Source organism: Bradyrhizobium sp. STM 3561, from assembly GCF_045571455.1.
GTDB lineage: Bacteria > Pseudomonadota > Alphaproteobacteria > Rhizobiales > Xanthobacteraceae > Bradyrhizobium > Bradyrhizobium vignae.
Genome location: NZ_CP120695.1, coordinates 6118136 through 6135078, shown reverse-complemented (window position 1 = coordinate 6135078; position 16943 = coordinate 6118136). Strand labels below are relative to the sequence as shown.

Here is a 16943-nt window from a genome sequence, read left to right as displayed (position 1 = left end):
AAGCCGCAGCAGTGCCGTGGCGGAGGCAGTGATGAGACCAGCGATGTCATCCACAACATCATGGCTAGTGGCGGCTGCCGCGGTGATGGTCGTCGGCGGCGGCTTCGTCGCTGCGCAATCGGTGCCCGACGGCGAAAATGGCCGGTACAGCATGACGCCCATCCCAGAGGGCGTGCTGCGGCTCGACACGCGCACCGGCACGGTATCGACCTGCACCAAGAACGGCGCCGGCTGGGCCTGCTACGCGGTGCCTGACGAGCGGACCGCACTCGATACCGAGATCGGCAGGCTCCAGGCGGAGGTCGAGAGGCTGAAGGGACAGCTCGCAGCGGGGCCGACGGTGTCGGGCAAGATCGACGAGGCGCTGCCGAAGTCCGACTCGCTGAAGAAAGCCGAGCCCAAGGTCGCCGAGGGCGAGCGCAAGATCGAGATCCCGCTGCCGAGCGACCAGGACATCGATCGCGTGATGTCGTTCCTGGAGAAGGCCTGGCGGCGGCTGATCGACATGGCCAACCGCGTGCAGAAGGACGTGTCGGGGAAGATTTGAGGGCGCCTTCGCTATCCATGCGTTGAGGTGCCGTAGGGGTGGCAAAGGCGCGAAGCGCCGTGCCCACCACCTCGATATCGTCGCGGGGATTGGTGGGCACGCTTCGCTTTGCCCGCCTTACGGCGGCTTTCGGAGTTGAGAGAGTTTGATGACATCAGCCAAATCCGTAACCCGCTCGGCGCCATCGACGGTGCAAGCCACCACCATCGCGTCGTCGCTGCTGACCGTGCAGACATCGGGCCGCGGCTTCACCGATCTCACCAGCGAAGCCGCGAAGTTCATCGCTGAGGCAAACGCGCGCGACGGCGCGCTGACGCTGTTCATCCGCCACACCTCGGCCTCGCTGACGATTCAGGAGAACGCCGATCCGTCCGTGCTCGTCGATCTCGGCACCGCGCTGTCCCGGCTTGCGCCAGAGAATGCCGGATGGACGCACGACACCGAAGGGCCGGACGATATGCCCGCGCATGTCAAAACGATGCTGACGGGGGCCTCGCTTCAGGTCCCGGTCCTGAACGGCAAGCTTGCGCTCGGCACCTGGCAGGCGATCTATCTCATCGAGCATCGCAGCCGGCCGCACCGCCGCGAGGTCGTGCTGCAATTCGTCGGCAGCAATCAGTAAGCGCTCAAAGCAAACCGGCCGCGGAGACCGCGGCCGGTTCGTGTCGTCGATTGCTGCTTTCGATCAGGTCGCCTTGATGTCGACGTCCTTGGTCTCCGGCAGGAACAGGAACCCGATCACGACGGTGATCGCCGCGAAGGTGATCGGGTACCACAGGCCGGCATAGATGTCGCCGGTCGAGGCCACGATGGCGAAGGCGGTGGCGGGCAGGAGGCCGCCGAACCAGCCATTGCCGATGTGATAGGGCAGCGACATCGAGGTGTAGCGGATGCGGGTCGGGAACAGTTCGACCAGCATCGCCGCGATCGGGCCGTACACCATGGTGACGTAGACCACGAGGACGAAGAGCAGGCCGATGATCGCCGCCACCTGCGGGCGGAAGATGTCGAACGGATGCGACATCTTCACGATGGCGGCGTCGCCCGCCTTCGGGTAGCCGGCCGCCTGCACCGCAGCGAGAACCGCCGGATTGCTGTCCTTTGCGTTCGTGTAGGGCACGTCCTTGCCGTTGACCACGACCTTCACGCCCGAGCCGGCCGGGCCCGGCGTGGTCGAGTACCTGACCGAGGACTGCGACAGGTAGGCGCGCGCGGTGTCGCAAGGCGCGCTGAAGACGCGGGTACCGACCGGGTTGAACAGGTCGCCGCAACCGGCCGGATCGGCCACCACCTCGACCTTGACCTGCTCGATGGCCTTTTCCAGCGCCGGGTTGGCGTTGGTGGTGATCATCTTGAAGATCGGGAAGAAGGTCAGCGCCGCGATCAGGCAGCCGCCGAGGATGATCGGCTTGCGGCCGATTCTGTCCGAGAGCATGCCGAACACGACGAAGAAGCCGGTGCCCAGCAGCAGCGACCAGGCGATCAGCAGGTTGGCGGTGTAGCCATCGACCTTCAGGATCGATTGCAGGAAGAACAGCGCGTAGAACTGGCCAGTGTACCAGACCACGCCCTGGCCCATCACGCCGCCGAGCAGGGCGAGCAGCACGAGCTTGCCGTTCTGCCAGTTGCCGAAGGCCTCCGTCAGCGGCGCCTTCGAGCCCTTTCCCTCATCTTTCATCTTCTGGAAGATCGGCGATTCATTGAGGCGAAGCCGGATCCAGACCGAGATGCCGAGCAGCAGCACCGAAACCAGGAACGGGATGCGCCAGCCCCACTTCGCGAAATCGGCTTCGCCGGTCGCGGTGCGGGTGAACAGGATCACCAGCAGCGACAGGAACAGGCCGAGCGTCGCCGTGGTCTGGATGAAAGAGGTGTAGTAGCCGCGCTTGCCGTGCGGCGCGTGCTCCGCGACATAGGTCGCCGCACCGCCATACTCGCCGCCGAGCGCAAGGCCCTGGGCGAGGCGCAACGCGATCAGGATGATCGGGGCTGCGATGCCGATCGTCGCCGCGCTGGGCAGCAGGCCGACGATGAAGGTCGAAAGACCCATGATCAGGATGGTGACGAGGAAGGTGTATTTGCGGCCGACGATGTCGCCGATGCGGCCGAATACGATGGCGCCGAATGGGCGGACCAGGAAGCCCGCCGCGAAGGCCAGCAGCGCGAAGATGTCGCGTGTGGCCGGCGGATAATCCGAGAAGAACTGCACGCCGATGATCGAGGCGAGCGAACCGTAGAGGTAGAAGTCGTACCATTCGAAGACGGTACCGAGCGAGGAGGCGAGAATGACGAACCGTTCGTCCTTCGTCATCCCTCCCGCGCCGGCTTGAGACACAGCCATTGTCGACATGTTGAGTCGCTCCCCGAAATGCGTTTCCTCGCGCCCTAGAGGTCCGGACGTGCCGGATCCAACCCAGGTCTTGATCACAAGGTAACATCGCCGTGAAACCCTCCCCAATACGACTTTCGGCCTTGCGCAACTGACGCGCGGCTGACCGTGTGGTATCGGGGGCCGCCGCGCTGCTCCAGAGCTTTCCGGATTAACCCCTTTGCTGCAAAGGGATAATGTGCACTTGCATGCCACAGCCGCTCGGGGAAGAATTGACGTATTGTTCGCCGGCCCGGCGCGAACGACAGCAAGAGAACGATGAACGCTCCCTCGACCCATCTCGTCATTGCCGATGACCATCCCTTGTTCCGCGATGCGCTGCGACAGGCGGTGGCGGGCGTTCTCCCCTCGGCCAGGATCGACGAGGCCGGATCATTCGAGGACCTGACCAAGCTCCTGGAACAGACCTCCGAGGTCGACCTGATCCTGCTCGACCTCTCGATGCCCGGGATTTCCGGCTTCTCCGGCCTGATCTATCTGCGCGCGCAATATCCGGCGGTCCCGGTGGTGATCGTCTCGGCTTCCGACGACAGCGCCACGATCCGCCGCTCGCTCGATTTCGGCGCCTCCGGCTTCATCCCCAAGCGGTTCGGCGTCGAGACGCTGCGCGACGCCATTCTCAAGGTGATGGAAGGCGACGTCTGGGTTCCCGCCGACACCGATCTGTCGGCTGCGGCCGACCCCGACATGACGCGCCTGCGCGACCGCCTGGTGACGCTGACGCCGCAGCAGGTTCGGGTCCTGATGATGCTGTCCGAGGGCCTCCTCAACAAGCAGATCGCCTACGAGCTCGGCGTCTCCGAGGCCACCATCAAGGCCCATGTCTCGGCCATCCTGCAGAAGCTCGGCGTCGAGAGCCGGACGCAAGCCGTGATCGCCGCCGCCAAGATCGCCGGCGGTCAGTGGAAGCAGGGCACGCCGACGGGGTGAGGCGTTTGCTCGCTAAATCGCGGATGTCCGGTCTTGAGGCGACGCGAAATCATTCGGCGCGCTCATCTTCGCCGAGTTTCGATCCAAAAGAGACGCCAGGTGGGCCGATTGTGTCTGTAGTCACACTGTTCGGGGCAGGAATACAATCGACGGCTCGATCTCGATAAGGAACTCGTCCCTGGCGAGGCTCGTCACTCCGATCCAAGTTGTGCACGGTGGATTATCACCAAATGCAGCCTTGAGCGCGCGAGATATGGCGTCACCTTGGTGCAGGTGGGTTTGCCTAATATAAATTCGTAACGATCCCACATCATCAAGTCTGGCACCAACGGAAGCTAGGGCCACGCTGAGGTTTTCCAAACTCTTTTCTAATTGGCGTCCAATGTCGCCAGTACCGACGATGTTTCCATTCGAATCCCACGCGACTTGACCGGAAATGTGTATCATCTGCCCGAAGGGCGAGGAAGTGACGGCCACCTGAGCAAAACCGAATTTCCGACTGTCAAAAAGCTCGGTTGGAATTTTCATGGACCGGGTCATTGCTGCTCCCTGGTTGGTCAGATCACGGCGTTGTAGCCGACAATTCTAACCAACGCTTGGAGCACTTCCGTTTATGGCCGATGCTGTCGAAAAACGCCGTGGCATAGTTGGTTTTGCTCTCGGGGGCGTTTTCGGCGTGTTCCTGGCTGGACGTCAGAGCCGGATCGGCAGGCCCCGCGACCAGCTGGCGAGCCTCTTAGGTGATCGCCGCACAGGCTCCCTTTGTTGGCGGGCCGACCAAACACATCGCCATTGTCTTGAGGTTCTGCACAATGGCAGCGAGATGAAACTCGTCACGGGCGCCGGTGAGACCGCGAAGGCGCATACGCTCAAAGCCATGCTGGACCTTCAGGTGTGCAAAACGCATCTCCACCTTTTTGCGCGCGTTGCTCGATCGTTCGAACTCCGGCGTGCCCTTCAGTGACCGGGCATGGTTGCGCGCATCCTCATTAATGTCGCGAGCGATCTTCTTGAACGGTGCGCGCGTGCATCGTTGCTTGAGCGTGCAAGCACGGCACTCTTGAGGTTGTGACAGGTAGTTCCTGGCGCGGCCATCATGGACCGTTCCCGAGGTTCGCAAGAGCTTGCCATTCGGACAGACATAGACGTCTCGCTCAGCGTCGTAGGTGAATTCGCCACGGGAGAACATGCCGTCAGACGACGGATATCTTTCCCACACGGGAATGTGCGGCGTGATGCTTTTGCCCAGTAACCATGCAAGCAGTTTGCCGGTGCCGTAGGCGGTATCAGCCGTGAGCCAATCAGGCTTTAGATCAAGCCGTTGTTCGGTGCGATCGATCATCGTCCTGGTAGACGCGACTTCATCATAGGTGCGTGCCGGCGTCGCCTCGACATCGACAATGATCGCGTGCTCAACATCGATCAGATAGTTGAGCCCGTATCCGAACTGCACCCGCTTGTTGGCTTTCGCCGTCCATGCCGACGACGGATCAGAAGGCGAGATCACCTTCGGTGGCTTGCGATCGGACGATGCGGTCGGCGTCCCATCAGAACCGCCAGCGCCCCTGTCCCCGCCTTCCTGGACCTGCGCTTCGGCCTCAAGTCCGGCAAGATATTCGGCCACGGCACGCTTCTGACGTTGCGCATCGGTCCAGTCCAGCTCGCCCGGCGCTTTGCCGTGATAGCGGCTGGCATTGGCCTCCATCACGCTCGCATCCACCGCGAACCCTTCGCCCTTGACAAGGCCCGCGGCCATGCATGCCACAACCACGCGCTCGAAAATGTGGCGCAGGATCTCGCTCTCGCGGAAGCGGCCCAGCCTGTTTACCGAGAACGTCGAATGGTGCGGAACCCTGTCGTCGAGATCGAGCTTGCAGAACCAGCGATACGCAAGGTGCAGCGCCACTTCCTGACAGAGCCGGCGCTCATGACGAATGCCATAACAGTAACCGACCAGGAGCATCCGGATCATCAGCTCGGGATCAACCGAGGGCCGGCCGATGTCGCTGTAAAAGGGCTTTAGCTGGTGGTGCAAATCGGCCAGAACCGCCGTCGCAAACAGGTTCATCCGTCGCAACAGGTGGTCAGTCGGGATCATCTCGTCGAGGCTAAACTCATAAAAGAGTTGCCCCTGATCTCGGTCCTGCCGCCCCATCATCGCCGACTCTCCTGCCGCCTCCTGAGCAGGAATCATTGTTCGCTCGGCTCCTCAAGCCCTTTTTCGACAGTATCGGCCCAACCCGGAAGTCCGACGGTGGCCGCTCTTGCGCCGCCGTTGGGTCAATCAGCCTGCAGCAAAATATTCTGCTTTATCGAAATTCGGATTTATCGTATGTGTCGCCCATCCTGATCCGGCGAAGGGGGCGGTCGTACGTCGTCACGAGCCGCGGATCGGGGCTGCGATGGACGCATGGAAGCAATCCAGAATCTTCCCGCGGAGGGATTCTGGATTGCCTCGCGGGCGTGCGTTGACCCGCGTTCCCATAGCCCTGAGCAGGCCACGCTTGCAGATGCTGGCAAGCGGCTTCATGCCCGCCTCACAACTTCTCACAAGTCCAAACGGGCGCCCTGCGTAACACGCTGATAGTCAGTTGCGTAACGACACGATCAAAGGACCACGACCATGAAACAGATGATCGACCAGCATCGCCGCCGATTCCTCGGCATCGCAGCCGGAACCGCCGCCGTCGGCCTCGGCGCGATCGACCTCGCGCGCGCCGAGACGGTGGCACAGCGGCCGTCCCCATCGAATGCCTCCTTCGGCCCGATCAAGCAGATCGACGCCGGTGTCCTCAATGTCGGCTATGCGGAAGCCGGCCCGTCGAACGGTCCGGTGGCGATCCTGCTGCACGGCTGGCCCTACGACATTCACGCCTTCGTCGATGTCGCGCCGATCCTCGCCAAGGCCGGCTATCGCGTGATCATTCCTTACCTGCGCGGCTACGGCACGACGCGTTTTCTCTCCAGCGAAACGCCGCGCAACGGAGAGCCTGCGGCGATGGCCGCCGACATCATCGCGCTGATGGACAAGCTCGACATCAAGAAGGCCGTCGTCGCCGGCTTCGACTGGGGCGCGCGCACCGCCGACATCATTGCCGCGCTGTGGCCGGATCGCTGCCGCGCGCTGGTGTCGGTCAGCGGCTATCTGATTTCCAGCCAGGCCGCCGGCGGCGCCCCGTTGCCGCCATCGGCCGAACTGCAATGGTGGTACCAGTTCTATTTCGCGACCGACCGCGGCCGCGCCGGTTACGAGAAGTACACGCACGATTTCGCCAAGCTGATCTGGAAGCTCGCCTCGCCGCAGTGGAAGTTCGACGACGCCACCTTCAACCGCAGCGCGGCGGCGCTCGACAACGGGGATCACGTCGCGATCACGATCCACAATTACCGCTGGCGGCTCGGGCTCGCCCAGGGCGAGGCGAAGTATGAGGAGCTCGAAAAGAAGCTGGCCGCAGCTCCGCAGATCGCGGTGCCGACGATCACGATGGAAGGCGACGCCAACGGAGCGCCGCATCCCGAGCCGAGCGCCTATGCCAAGAAGTTCTCGGGCCGGTACGAGTTTCGCCTGATCACCGGCGGCATCGGTCATAACCTGCCGCAGGAAGCACCGCAGGCCTTTGCCAAGGCCGTCATCGATATCGGCGAAGGCGCCTGACGATGTTTCAAGACCTCCGTTCGGTGCGGCCGGGGCCGATTACTCCGCCGCCACCATCTGCTGCGTGCGCCATTGTCCGAGCAGGGCGCGGAGCGAGGCCGGCTTCACCGGCTTGTTGAGCACCGCGATCTTCTCGTCACGCGCGGCGACCTGCACGGCGGGGCTGCGGTCGGCGGTGATCAGGATCGCGGGGATTGCGTCGCCGAAGCGGCGCCGGATCTCGCGGATGGCGGCGATGCCGTTGCCGCGATCGAGGTGATAGTCGACCAAGAGTCCGGTGACGCGCCTTCCGGCTGCTTCGATTGCGGCGATCGCGCCTTCGGGATCGGCGACGGCGATCACCTCGGCGTCCCACGCCTTCAAGAGCGTGCGCATGCCGTCGAGGATCGCCGCATCGTTCTCGATGCAGACGATCAGCGCGCCCGCGATCGGCGTGCGCGCCAGCGGGGTCGCACTGGTCACGGCGGCAGTGTGGGTGACCGCCTTCGCCGTCGGCACCGTCACGGAGAACACCGAGCCGCCGCTTCTATTGGCGTCGATGGCGATGCCGTGGTTGAGCACGCGCGCCAGCCGTTCGACGATCGAGAGGCCGAGTCCCAGCCCGCGAGCGATCCGCGCGCCCTGCTCGAGGCGATGGAATTCCTTGAAGATCTCGCCGCGCTTGACCGCGGGAATGCCGACGCCGGTGTCGTAGACGGAGATCTTGAGCGAGGCGCCGCGGCGGCGGCAGCCGACCAGCACGCGCCCGCGCGGGGTGTATTTGATCGCGTTCGAGATCAGGTTCTGGAGCAGCCGCCGGAGCAGCAGTCGGTCCGACTTGACCGGGAGCGAGCAGGGCACGAAGGCGAGTTCCAGGCCCTTGGCGCGCGCGATCGGCGCGAACTCGATCTCCAGCGAGCGCATCAGATCGGCCATCTTGAAGCTCGAGATCGAGGTCGTCATCGCGCCGGCATCGAGCCTGGAGATGTCGAGCAGCGCGCCGAGGATCTCCTCGATGGCCTGCAGGGATTCGTCGATGTTCTCGACCAGCCGCGTCTCTTCGCCATTGTGCTGGCGCTCGACCAGGCTGGTGACATAGAGCCGCGCCGCATTCAGCGGCTGGAGGATGTCGTGGCTGGCAGCGGCGAGGAAGCGGGTCTTGGAGATGCTGGCGTCTTCCGCCGCGCTCTTGGCCAGGGCCAACTCCGAGTTCAGCCGCGTCAGCTCCTCGGTGCGGTCGCGCACGCGCTTCTCCAGCGTCGCATTGGCGCGCTCCAGCGCTTCCGCGGCCTCGAAGGTGGGCGTGACGTCGGTGAAGGTGATGACGAAGCCGCCGCCGGGCATGCGGTTGGTGAGCACCTCGATCACCATGTGGCGTTCCGGCAGGCGTTCGAGATAAGGCTCGCCGTCGGTGGTGTAGGCCACGAGCCGCTGCTCGATCATCGCCTCGCGACCACTCTCATCGGCCGGATCGCTCACGCCCATGAATTCCAGGATCTCGCGCAGCGGGGTGCCGAACTGGATGAAATGCGGGGGCACGTTGAGGAGATCGCCGAATTGCCGGTTGGAGCAGATCAGTTGCAGGTCGGCGTCGAATACCGCGATGCCCTGGCGCACATGGTTGAGCGCAGTCTGGAGGATCTCGCGGTTGAAATGCAGCGCCGCGTGGGAATCGTCGAGCAGTTTCAGCGCGGCCTTGGCGGAGACCGTCCGCTTGCGCAAGAGCAGCGACATCACGAGGCGCGAGGACGCCGCGCCGATCGAGGAGGCGATCAGGTGTTCCGCGTGCTGGAGCAGCTCGAAATCGGCGGGTGCTCCGGCTTCCAGACGCATATTGCGGTGGGCCGAGAAGGCCTCGAACGATTGCCGCGCGCGATCGGGGCCGAGATATTGCGCCACGGTGGTCTGGATGTCCTGCACCGTGACGGTGGTGCGCCAGCGACGAAAGCTGGGCGTGATCGGCGCCAGCGTGTTGGGCACGAACAGGTCGGCCTGCACCAGTTCGATCGAGGACGGCCGTCGCGCCAGCGACAGCAGCACATAGGTGAGAATGTTGAGCGAGAGCGACCAGACCACGCCGTGCATCAGCGGCGGCAGGTCAGCGCCGAACAGCGCCTGCGGCCGCAGCGCCTCGATCCCGAACGGACCATGCTGGAGCAGCAGGATCCCCGATGTCGACGAATCCATGAAGCTCGGGATGAAGAGCGTGTAGAGCCAGACCGCAAAACCGACCAGCATGCCGCCGATGGCGCCGCGCGCGGTCGCGCGCCGCCACAACAGGCCGCCGAAGAAACTGGGGGCGAGCTGTGCGATGGCGGCAAAGGAGAGCAGGCCGATCGCCGCGAGCTGGGCGTTGCCGAGCGCGCGATAGTAGAAATAGGCCATCACCATGATGGCGAAGATGGCAAGCCGCCGCGAGCGCAGCAGGAAGTCGCCGAAACCGGTGGCCCCGGTGCGGCCTTCGGGCCGCCGTTGCAGGACCAGGGGCACGACGAGGTCGTTCGAGACCATGATGGAGAGCGCGACGCATTCGACGATCACCATCGCAGTCGCCGCCGACAGGCCGCCGACGAAAACGGCGACGCTGAGAAGTCCCGCGCCGCCGTCCATCGGCAGCGCCAGCACGTACATATCAGGATCGACCGCGCCGAACGGGAAGGTCACGAGCCCGGCGAGCGCAATCGGGATCACGAACACATTGATGGCGACGAGATAGAGCGGGAACAGCCAGCGCGCCCGGCTGACCTCGGCGTCGCACGAATTTTCCACCACGCTGACGTGGAATTGGCGCGGCAGCAGCACGATGGCGCACAGCGACAGCAGCGTCATGGTCAGGAAGTTGCCGATCGACGGCGAGTATTCGATGGCGCGCACCGCTTCCGGTGTCTTCATCGCGCGCTCGATCAACTCGTGCGGCGAGAACATCCAGAAGGTGACGAAGATGCCGGCGGTGAGGAAGGCAACGAGCTTGACGATGGATTCGGTCGCGACCGCCAGCATCAGCCCGTGCTGGTGCTCGGTGGCATCGGTCTGCCGCGTGCCGAACAGCACCGCGAAGGCCGCCATCGTCAGCGTCACCATCAGCGCCATGTCGCCGAGGATCGGGATGTGGGAGAAGGCCTGGTCTTCGCTCAGGATCGTGCCGAGCGAGGAGGCCACCGCCTTGAGCTGGAGCGCGATATAGGGCACCGAGCCGATGATCGCGATCAGCGCGACCGTCGCCGCCACCGCCTGGCTCTTGCCGTAGCGGGCCCCGATGAAGTCGGCGATCGAGGTGATGTTGTGGGCTTTGGCAAGCTGGATCACGCGCCGGAGCACGCCGGCGCCAAGCCCGATCATCAGGATCGGGCCGACATAGATCGCCAGGAAGTCGGTCGAGGCGCGGGTGGCGAAACCGACCGAGCCGAAGAAGGTCCACGAGGTGCAGTAGATCGCCAGCGACAGCGGATAGATCAGCCCGGAGGCGCGGCCGCGCCCCGCCGGCGAGCGGCGGTCGCCATGGCTCGCCACCAGGAACAGGAAGCCGATATAGCCGAAAGCGGCGGCGATCACGCCCCAGTCGTGCAGCATGGGTCGGGGGCTCTCTCCCTGGGCGCCGGCGGCGCCCGAGCTCATTTTCCCAGCAAATCTAGCGCGTTGAGCCGACGCAAGCGACAGCGAAATGCCCGGCGCAAGCGGGAACTGCGGGTGTCGTTAAGGCAAGGCGGGACGCGCGCTGGCACTTACCCTCCCCTGGAGGGGAAGGGTCGATCGCGCGCAGCGCGAGCGGGGTGGGGTGATCTCTCCACTCGGGCACCGTTGGACGTGGAGAGACTGTCACCCCACCCCGTCTCACATTTCGCTGTGCTCAATGTGAGCCGACCCACGAGCGAGCTACGCTCGTCTCGGACCCTCCAGGGGAGGGTGGAAAGGGCCTACTCCGCGGCCAGCGACTTCTCGCGCAGCGGCAGGCCGAGGCGGTCCCACACCTGCAGGAGAGCTTCGGCGAGTTGATCGATCAGGCCGTCGTCGTGATAGGGCGAGGGCGTGATGCGCAGGCGCTCGGTGCCCTTGGCGACGGTCGGATAATTGATCGGCTGGATGTAGATCCCGTGCTCTTCGAGCAGGAGGTCGGAGGCCTGCTTGCACTTCTCGGGATCGCCGACGAACAGCGGCACGATGTGGGTGTCGCTCGACATCACCGGCAGGCCGGCGGCATTGAGGATCGCCTTGACACGGGCGGCGCGGTCCTGGTGGCGCTCGCGTTCCCAGCTCGACGTCTTCAGGTGCTTGATCGCGGCGGTTGCGGCCGAGCAGACCGCCGGCGGCAGCGCGGTGGTGAAGATGAAGCCCGGTGCATAGGAGCGCACGGCGTCGATGATCTGGCCGTTGGCCGCGATGTAGCCGCCGAGACAGCCGAACGCCTTGGCGAGCGTGCCCTCGAGAATGTCGATGCGATGCATCACACCGTCGCGCTCGGCGATGCCGCCGCCGCGCGGGCCGTACATGCCGACGGCGTGGACTTCGTCGACATAGGTCATCGCCCCATAGGTCTCGGCGAGATCGCAGATCTTGGCGAGCGGCGCGACGTCGCCGTCCATGGAATAGAGGCTCTCGCAGACGATCAGCTTCGGCCGATTGGGGCCGGCCGCTTTCAACAGCTCCTCGAGATGCGCAACGTCGTTGTGGCGGAACACGACGCGCTCGCAGCCGGACTGGCGGATGCCCTCGATCATCGAATTGTGGTTGAGCTCGTCCGACAGAATCAGGCAGTTCGGAATGAGCTTTGCGATGGTCGGGATGCCGGTCTGGTTCGAGACATAGCCCGAGGTGAACAGCAGCGCGGCCTCCTTGCCGTGGAGATCGGCGAGCTCGGCTTCGAGCTGGACCAGCGGATGATGCGTGCCGGCGATGTTGCGGGTACCGCCGGCGCCGGTGCCGACGCGCGTTGCGGTCTCGACCATGGCGCCGACCACCTTCGGGTGCTGGCCCATGCCGAGATAGTCGTTGGAGCACCAGATCACGACGTCGCGCTTGCCCTTGGGGGAGTGCCAGACCGCGTGCGGGAACCGGCCGGCCGTGCGTTCGAGGTCGGCGAACACGCGGTAGCGCCGCTCGGTGTGGAGACGGTCGAGGGCGGTATCGAAGAACTGGTTGTAATCCATCGGCAAAACCTGCTGCGGAACCTGGTCCAAGGCGGCCGTTCATTTTTAGAGCTTTTCCAGCTCCAATGTCCATGCGCCTGCGCACATTCGAAGCAAGGCGAGCGGGCCAATTGATAACGCCGGTCCGGCGGCGATTGTTGATGTGGATCAAGCGCCTAACACGGGCCTGCCGTCCGGACCGGAGTTGCCAGGGCCAGGCAGGGGCTGCCGTGGACATTTTGTCCATGGCGCGGCTGCCGTCCATGATTGCCGAGCCGGTCGCGCCGACGCGGACCCATTCGAAAGGAAGCCCCGATGAAACGTGTGATGATCCTCAACGGTCCCAACCTCAACATGCTCGGCATCCGCGAGCCGCACATCTACGGCACGACGACGCTCGCGGAGGTCAACGCGAGCTGCGGGGAGGCCGCCGCCAAGCTCGGCCTCAAGCTTGCCTTCCACCAGTCCAACCATGAGGGCGTGCTCGTCGATCTGATCCAGTCGGCGCGGCAGGACGCCGATGCCATCGTCATCAACCCGGCCGGCTTCTCCTTCACCTCGGTCGCGATCATGGACGCGATCAAGACATTCGAGGGCCCGGTGCTGGAGGTTCACATCTCCAACATCCACGCCCGCGACGAATATCACCGCCACTCGAAGATCTCGTTCGTGGCAACCGGTGTGATCTGCGGGCTGGGACCGTTCGGCTACATCGCGGCACTGCACGCGATCGCGAATATGAAGTGAGATGCTGCCGCGGCGGCGGTGCGCTCCCTCGCCCCGCTTGCGGGAGGTTGGGGTGAGGGGCTCTCCGCGGAGACGGTGAGAATTGGACTCGCGCCGCCACGCTTCGCGTGTCGGCCTCTTCCCGCAGGCGAGGCGAAGACAAGACTCACGTCGTCCGAAACTGCAACACGCCGTCCTGCATCTCGGCCGTCAGCCGGCCCTCGACGATCATGTAGTTGACATGGGCGACCAGCTCGCCGGCGGCAAAACCCATCTGGTGCTCGTCCAGCACGTGCTTGTTGAACACGACAGGCACCAGTGCTCGCGAGGTTTGCGGCACCTCGCGGCAGGCTTCCGCGATCAGGCGGCAGCGCTCCTCGTGGTGGTCGGCGAGCTGCTTGATGCGGGTCTTCAACCCGTAGAACGGCACGCCATGACCGGGCAGCACCAGCACGTCATAGGGAAGTGTCGTGGTGAGGCTGGCGAGCGAGGCCAGATATTCGCCGAGCGAGTTCTGGTCGGGCTCGACCGCCCAGACGCTGACATTCGGCGAGATCTTGCTCAGCACCTGGTCGGCGGAGAGGAACAGCTTGTCGTCGGCGCAATACAGCATCACCTGATCGAGTGCGTGGCCGCCGCCGGTGATCACCTTGAAGCGGCGCGTGCCGATCACGACGTCGTCGCCATGCGAGATGCGGCGGTAGGACGGCGGCAGCACCGAGACGCGCTTGAGATAGTCCTGGCCGCGGCCGAGCAGCTTTTCGGTGAGCGACTCGTCCATGCCGTGGCGGCGGAAGAACAGCCGCTGCGCCTCGCGCCGCTCCTCGGTGCCGCGGTTCTGGTGATAGACCGATTGCAGATATTCGACCTGCGACATCACCAGCGGGCAATTGAAACGCTCGACGATCCACCCCGCGAGACCGACATGATCAGGGTGCGAGTGAGTGACGATCAGGCGCGTGATGTTGACGCCCTTCAGCGGTCCATCGAACAGCTTGGTCCAGGCTTCGATCGTCTCCTCGTTGCCGAATCCGGCATCGATCATCGCGTAGCCGTCGCCATCGGCGAGCAGGTAGATGTTCACGTGGTTGAGGCGGAACGGCAGCTTCAACCGGGCCCATAACACGCCGGGCCTGACCTCGACGATCTGTTCGGGGCCGGGGTGCTGTTCCCAGGGGTAGCGCAGGGCCTCGGCCGAGGACTGTGCGGTGTCGGTTTTTGAGCTCATGCTACCCGCTTAAACCCAGCGCGCGCGGGGCGCCAGCCGAAAAAGGACGGGCCATGCTACTCCGCATGGCCGGCATACCGGCCGTTTTCCGTAGCCCGGATTGCGCGCAGCTTCATCCAGGCTACGGGCCGGCGTCCCTACGCCGCCCGCATGTCGTTGAGGAATGCATCGATCTCCCCGCGCAGCATATCGGCCTCGCGCCTGAGCGCGTCAGAGGCGTTCAGCACCTCGCTGGCCGCAGCGCCGGCTTCGGCGGACGCGGTGGAGACGCCGATGATGTTGCTGGAGACTTCGCTGGTGCCGCCGGCGGCATGCTGGATGTTGCGGGCGATTTCGCGCGTGGCGGCGCCCTGCTCCTCGACTGCGGCGGCGATCGTCGTGGTGACGTCGTTGATCTCGCCGATGATCCGGCCGATCCCCTGGATGGCGCCGACCGCGGAGCTCGTGATCTCCTGCATGCTGGAAATCTGGGTGCGGATCTCTTCCGTCGCCTTGGCGGTCTGGCTCGCCAGGCTCTTCACCTCGGAGGCGACCACCGCGAAGCCGCGGCCGGCTTCGCCCGCGCGCGCCGCCTCGATGGTGGCGTTGAGCGCGAGCAGATTGGTCTGCGAGGCAATGGTCTGGATCAGGTCGACCACGACGCTGATGCGGCTCGCGCTGTCGGCAAGGCTCTGTACGGTGGCATCTGTCGATCCCGCTTCATCGACGGCTTTCTTGGCGATCTCGGCCGAGGTGACCACCTGGCGGCTGATCTCCTGGATCGAGGAGGACAGCTGCTCGGTGCCGGCCGACACGGTCTGCACGTTGACCGAGGTTTCCTCCGCCGCGGAGGCGACCGCGTTCACCAGCGCGCTGGACTGGTCGGCAGTGTTCGACATGCTCTGCGCGGTCGATTGCATCGAATTGGCCGATTGCGCCAGATTGTCGAGCGCGGAGCGCACCGTGCTTTCGAATTCGGCGATCTTCGCCTCCATGCGCGCGGCACGCTCGGCCTTGGCGATCCGGTCCTTGTCCTGCGCGTTCGTCAGTGCGCGGGTCTCGATCATGCTTTCCCGGAACACTTGCAGCGTGTTCGCCATCACCGAGATTTCGTCGTTGTGGTTCTTCGAGCGGTAGATCTCGGTTTCGAGATCGCCGTTCGCCAGCAGCTGCATCGATTGATGCAAGGCGCCGATCCGGCGCAGGATGTTGCGGCCGACATAGAGCCAGACGAACAGCGCCGAGCCGACCAGCATCAACGCGCCCAGCGCCAGCATGACTGACGTCGCGAGCGAAATCTCCTGCCGCGCCGCGAAGGTCGAGGCGTTGGTCTCCTTCTGCACGCCTTCGACGAGCTGCTGCACGCTGATGCCGAGGCCGACATTGAGCTTGCGGGTCTCGTCCAGGATGGTCTGACCGTAGTCGATGGAGTCGAGCTCCTTCTCGCGCAGATTGAACACGCCGGTCTTGCCGGTGCCGAGTGCGAGCAGCTTCTCCGCCGTCTCGCGCAGCATCTTGTTGCCCTGGTTGTCCGGCAGCAGATCGAGGTTCGAGCGCAGGCGTCCCTGTGCCGTCTTGAATTCCTTCTGGATGTCGTCGAGCTTGTCGCTCGTGCTGGCCGACAGCGCCGCGCTCATGTCGGCGGCAGCGAGATTGCCGCTGGCGACGACGTTGCCGAGCTGACCGACGGTCTGCGCGGCGTCGGTTGCATCCGCGGCTGACATGTCGGCCGAACCGAGAATGGCGTTGACGCGGGTCTGCGCGTCCAGCATCGCCGGACTCGCGGCGCCGACGAACGCGCCCTGCGCACTGCGAAGCGCGTCATATTGCTTATCATGGAGCGCCGCGATATCGAGCCGTTCGCGGGCGGCCTTCGCCAGGCTCTGAGCCGCCTCGTTGATGCTCTTCATGGTGTCGCTGAGGCCGGAGACGACGCTCTTGTCGGCGCCGAGCTCGATGATCTCGTTGAGCTTCTGCTGCGTCTGCTCCTGCAATTCCCTGAGCTTCTTGGTGCGTTCATTCAGGGCGTCCTCGCTTTGCGCCGCAAGCAGGGCTGGCCCCTGCGCCGCAAGGCTCGCGCTCAGTGCCGACAATTGCAGGCTGGCGGAAAGGCGTGGAATGTCCCGCCCGCTGAGTTCGGTCATGCGTCCGCCGAGATTCTGCAGCGCGAGGCCAGCGCCGGCCGCGATCACGAGGCCCATGCCTGCGATCACCGCGAAGGCCGCGAACAGGCTGCCGCGCACGCCCCATTTCGGCATTTTGAAACGAGGACGGAAACGGCCAAGGAAGCCGCCAAGGCCCAGACGGATCGCCATCGAAATTCCCCCAATGTTCTTTTGTTTGTGGGCGGCAGTATCGGCAGCACCGGTTAAAAAATCGCAATTGGC

General features: G+C 64.5%; 12 protein-coding genes. 5 read left to right on the top strand and 7 right to left on the bottom strand.

Annotation, left to right across the window (positions count from 1 at the left end; translation table 11 throughout):
- The first annotated feature begins 31 nt into the window (after positions 1-31).
- Together P6U28_RS29150 and P6U28_RS29145 are read left to right on the top strand one after the other, a co-directional pair.
- A complete protein-coding gene (locus P6U28_RS29150) occupies positions 32-547 on the top strand; it encodes a hypothetical protein (protein WP_122406353.1) in 516 nt (171 codons plus the stop codon).
- A 148-nt stretch (positions 548-695) separates the two neighbouring features.
- On the top strand, positions 696-1169 hold the full coding sequence (locus P6U28_RS29145; RefSeq protein WP_407120309.1) for a secondary thiamine-phosphate synthase enzyme YjbQ: 474 nt from the start codon (positions 696-698) through the stop codon (positions 1167-1169).
- Between the two features lie 63 nt (positions 1170-1232).
- Here the strand turns inward: P6U28_RS29145 and P6U28_RS29140 are convergent, their stop codons facing one another.
- A complete protein-coding gene (locus P6U28_RS29140) occupies positions 1233-2858 on the bottom strand; it encodes an MFS transporter (protein WP_174221545.1) in 1626 nt (541 codons plus the stop codon).
- A gap of 336 nt (positions 2859-3194) precedes the next feature.
- Between P6U28_RS29140 and P6U28_RS29135 the strand changes: the two genes are divergently transcribed.
- Positions 3195-3866: a response regulator transcription factor gene (locus P6U28_RS29135; RefSeq protein WP_122400719.1), complete on the top strand. Its 672-nt coding sequence runs from the start codon at positions 3195-3197 to the stop codon at positions 3864-3866.
- A gap of 120 nt (positions 3867-3986) precedes the next feature.
- Here the strand turns inward: P6U28_RS29135 and P6U28_RS29130 are convergent, their stop codons facing one another.
- Positions 3987-4394: a RidA family protein gene (locus tag P6U28_RS29130; RefSeq protein WP_244607854.1), complete on the bottom strand. Its 408-nt coding sequence runs from the start codon at positions 4392-4394 to the stop codon at positions 3987-3989.
- A gap of 208 nt (positions 4395-4602) precedes the next feature.
- Positions 4603-6024, bottom strand: a complete 1422-nt coding sequence (locus P6U28_RS29125; protein ID WP_122400721.1) for an IS1182 family transposase — start codon at positions 6022-6024, stop codon at positions 4603-4605.
- A gap of 465 nt (positions 6025-6489) precedes the next feature.
- On the opposite strand from P6U28_RS29125, the gene P6U28_RS29120 reads away from it, so the two are divergent.
- Complete coding sequence (locus tag P6U28_RS29120; RefSeq protein ID WP_122400722.1) at positions 6490-7521, top strand: alpha/beta fold hydrolase; 1032 nt, start codon at positions 6490-6492, stop codon at positions 7519-7521.
- 39 nt (positions 7522-7560) lie between these two features.
- Here the strand turns inward: P6U28_RS29120 and P6U28_RS29115 are convergent, their stop codons facing one another.
- Complete coding sequence (locus P6U28_RS29115) at positions 7561-11070, bottom strand: NahK/ErcS family hybrid sensor histidine kinase/response regulator (RefSeq protein ID WP_407120308.1); 3510 nt, start codon at positions 11068-11070, stop codon at positions 7561-7563.
- A gap of 344 nt (positions 11071-11414) precedes the next feature.
- A complete protein-coding gene (gene hemA / locus P6U28_RS29110) occupies positions 11415-12644 on the bottom strand; it encodes a 5-aminolevulinate synthase (RefSeq protein ID WP_129143457.1) in 1230 nt (409 codons plus the stop codon).
- Positions 12645-12938: 294 nt separating this feature from the next.
- Here hemA and aroQ point away from each other — a divergent pair, with 294 nt between their 5' ends.
- A complete protein-coding gene (gene aroQ, locus P6U28_RS29105; protein WP_122400724.1) occupies positions 12939-13370 on the top strand; it encodes a type II 3-dehydroquinate dehydratase in 432 nt (143 codons plus the stop codon).
- Positions 13371-13515: 145 nt separating this feature from the next.
- On the opposite strand, the gene P6U28_RS29100 is transcribed toward aroQ, so the two are convergent.
- Entirely contained in the window at positions 13516-14577 is a 1062-nt protein-coding gene (locus P6U28_RS29100) for an MBL fold metallo-hydrolase (RefSeq protein WP_122400725.1), read from the bottom strand.
- A 137-nt stretch (positions 14578-14714) separates the two neighbouring features.
- Entirely contained in the window at positions 14715-16871 is a 2157-nt protein-coding gene (locus P6U28_RS29095; protein ID WP_122400726.1) for a methyl-accepting chemotaxis protein, read from the bottom strand.
- Between the last annotated feature and the right edge of the window lie 72 nt (positions 16872-16943).

What these genes read in the sequence shown, in the direction of transcription:
- P6U28_RS29135 (WP_122400719.1), top strand. Translation starts at nt 3,195, where the DNA reads ATGAACGCTCCCTCGACCCATCTCGTCATTGCCGATGACCATCCCTTG.
- P6U28_RS29120 (WP_122400722.1), top strand. Translation starts at nt 6,490, where the DNA reads ATGAAACAGATGATCGACCAGCATCGCCGCCGATTCCTCGGCATCGCA.
- aroQ (WP_122400724.1), top strand. Translation starts at nt 12,939, where the DNA reads ATGAAACGTGTGATGATCCTCAACGGTCCCAACCTCAACATGCTCGGC.
- P6U28_RS29100 (WP_122400725.1), bottom strand. Translation starts at nt 14,577, where the DNA reads ATGAGCTCAAAAACCGACACCGCACAGTCCTCGGCCGAGGCCCTGCGC.
- P6U28_RS29150 (WP_122406353.1), top strand. Translation starts at nt 32, where the DNA reads ATGAGACCAGCGATGTCATCCACAACATCATGGCTAGTGGCGGCTGCC.
- hemA (WP_129143457.1), bottom strand. Translation starts at nt 12,644, where the DNA reads ATGGATTACAACCAGTTCTTCGATACCGCCCTCGACCGTCTCCACACC.
- P6U28_RS29130 (WP_244607854.1), bottom strand. Translation starts at nt 4,394, where the DNA reads ATGAAAATTCCAACCGAGCTTTTTGACAGTCGGAAATTCGGTTTTGCT.
- P6U28_RS29115 (WP_407120308.1), bottom strand. Translation starts at nt 11,070, where the DNA reads ATGCTGCACGACTGGGGCGTGATCGCCGCCGCTTTCGGCTATATCGGC.
- P6U28_RS29095 (WP_122400726.1), bottom strand. Translation starts at nt 16,871, where the DNA reads ATGGCGATCCGTCTGGGCCTTGGCGGCTTCCTTGGCCGTTTCCGTCCT.
- P6U28_RS29125 (WP_122400721.1), bottom strand. Translation starts at nt 6,024, where the DNA reads ATGATGGGGCGGCAGGACCGAGATCAGGGGCAACTCTTTTATGAGTTT.
- P6U28_RS29140 (WP_174221545.1), bottom strand. Translation starts at nt 2,858, where the DNA reads ATGACGAAGGACGAACGGTTCGTCATTCTCGCCTCCTCGCTCGGTACC.
- P6U28_RS29145 (WP_407120309.1), top strand. Translation starts at nt 696, where the DNA reads ATGACATCAGCCAAATCCGTAACCCGCTCGGCGCCATCGACGGTGCAA.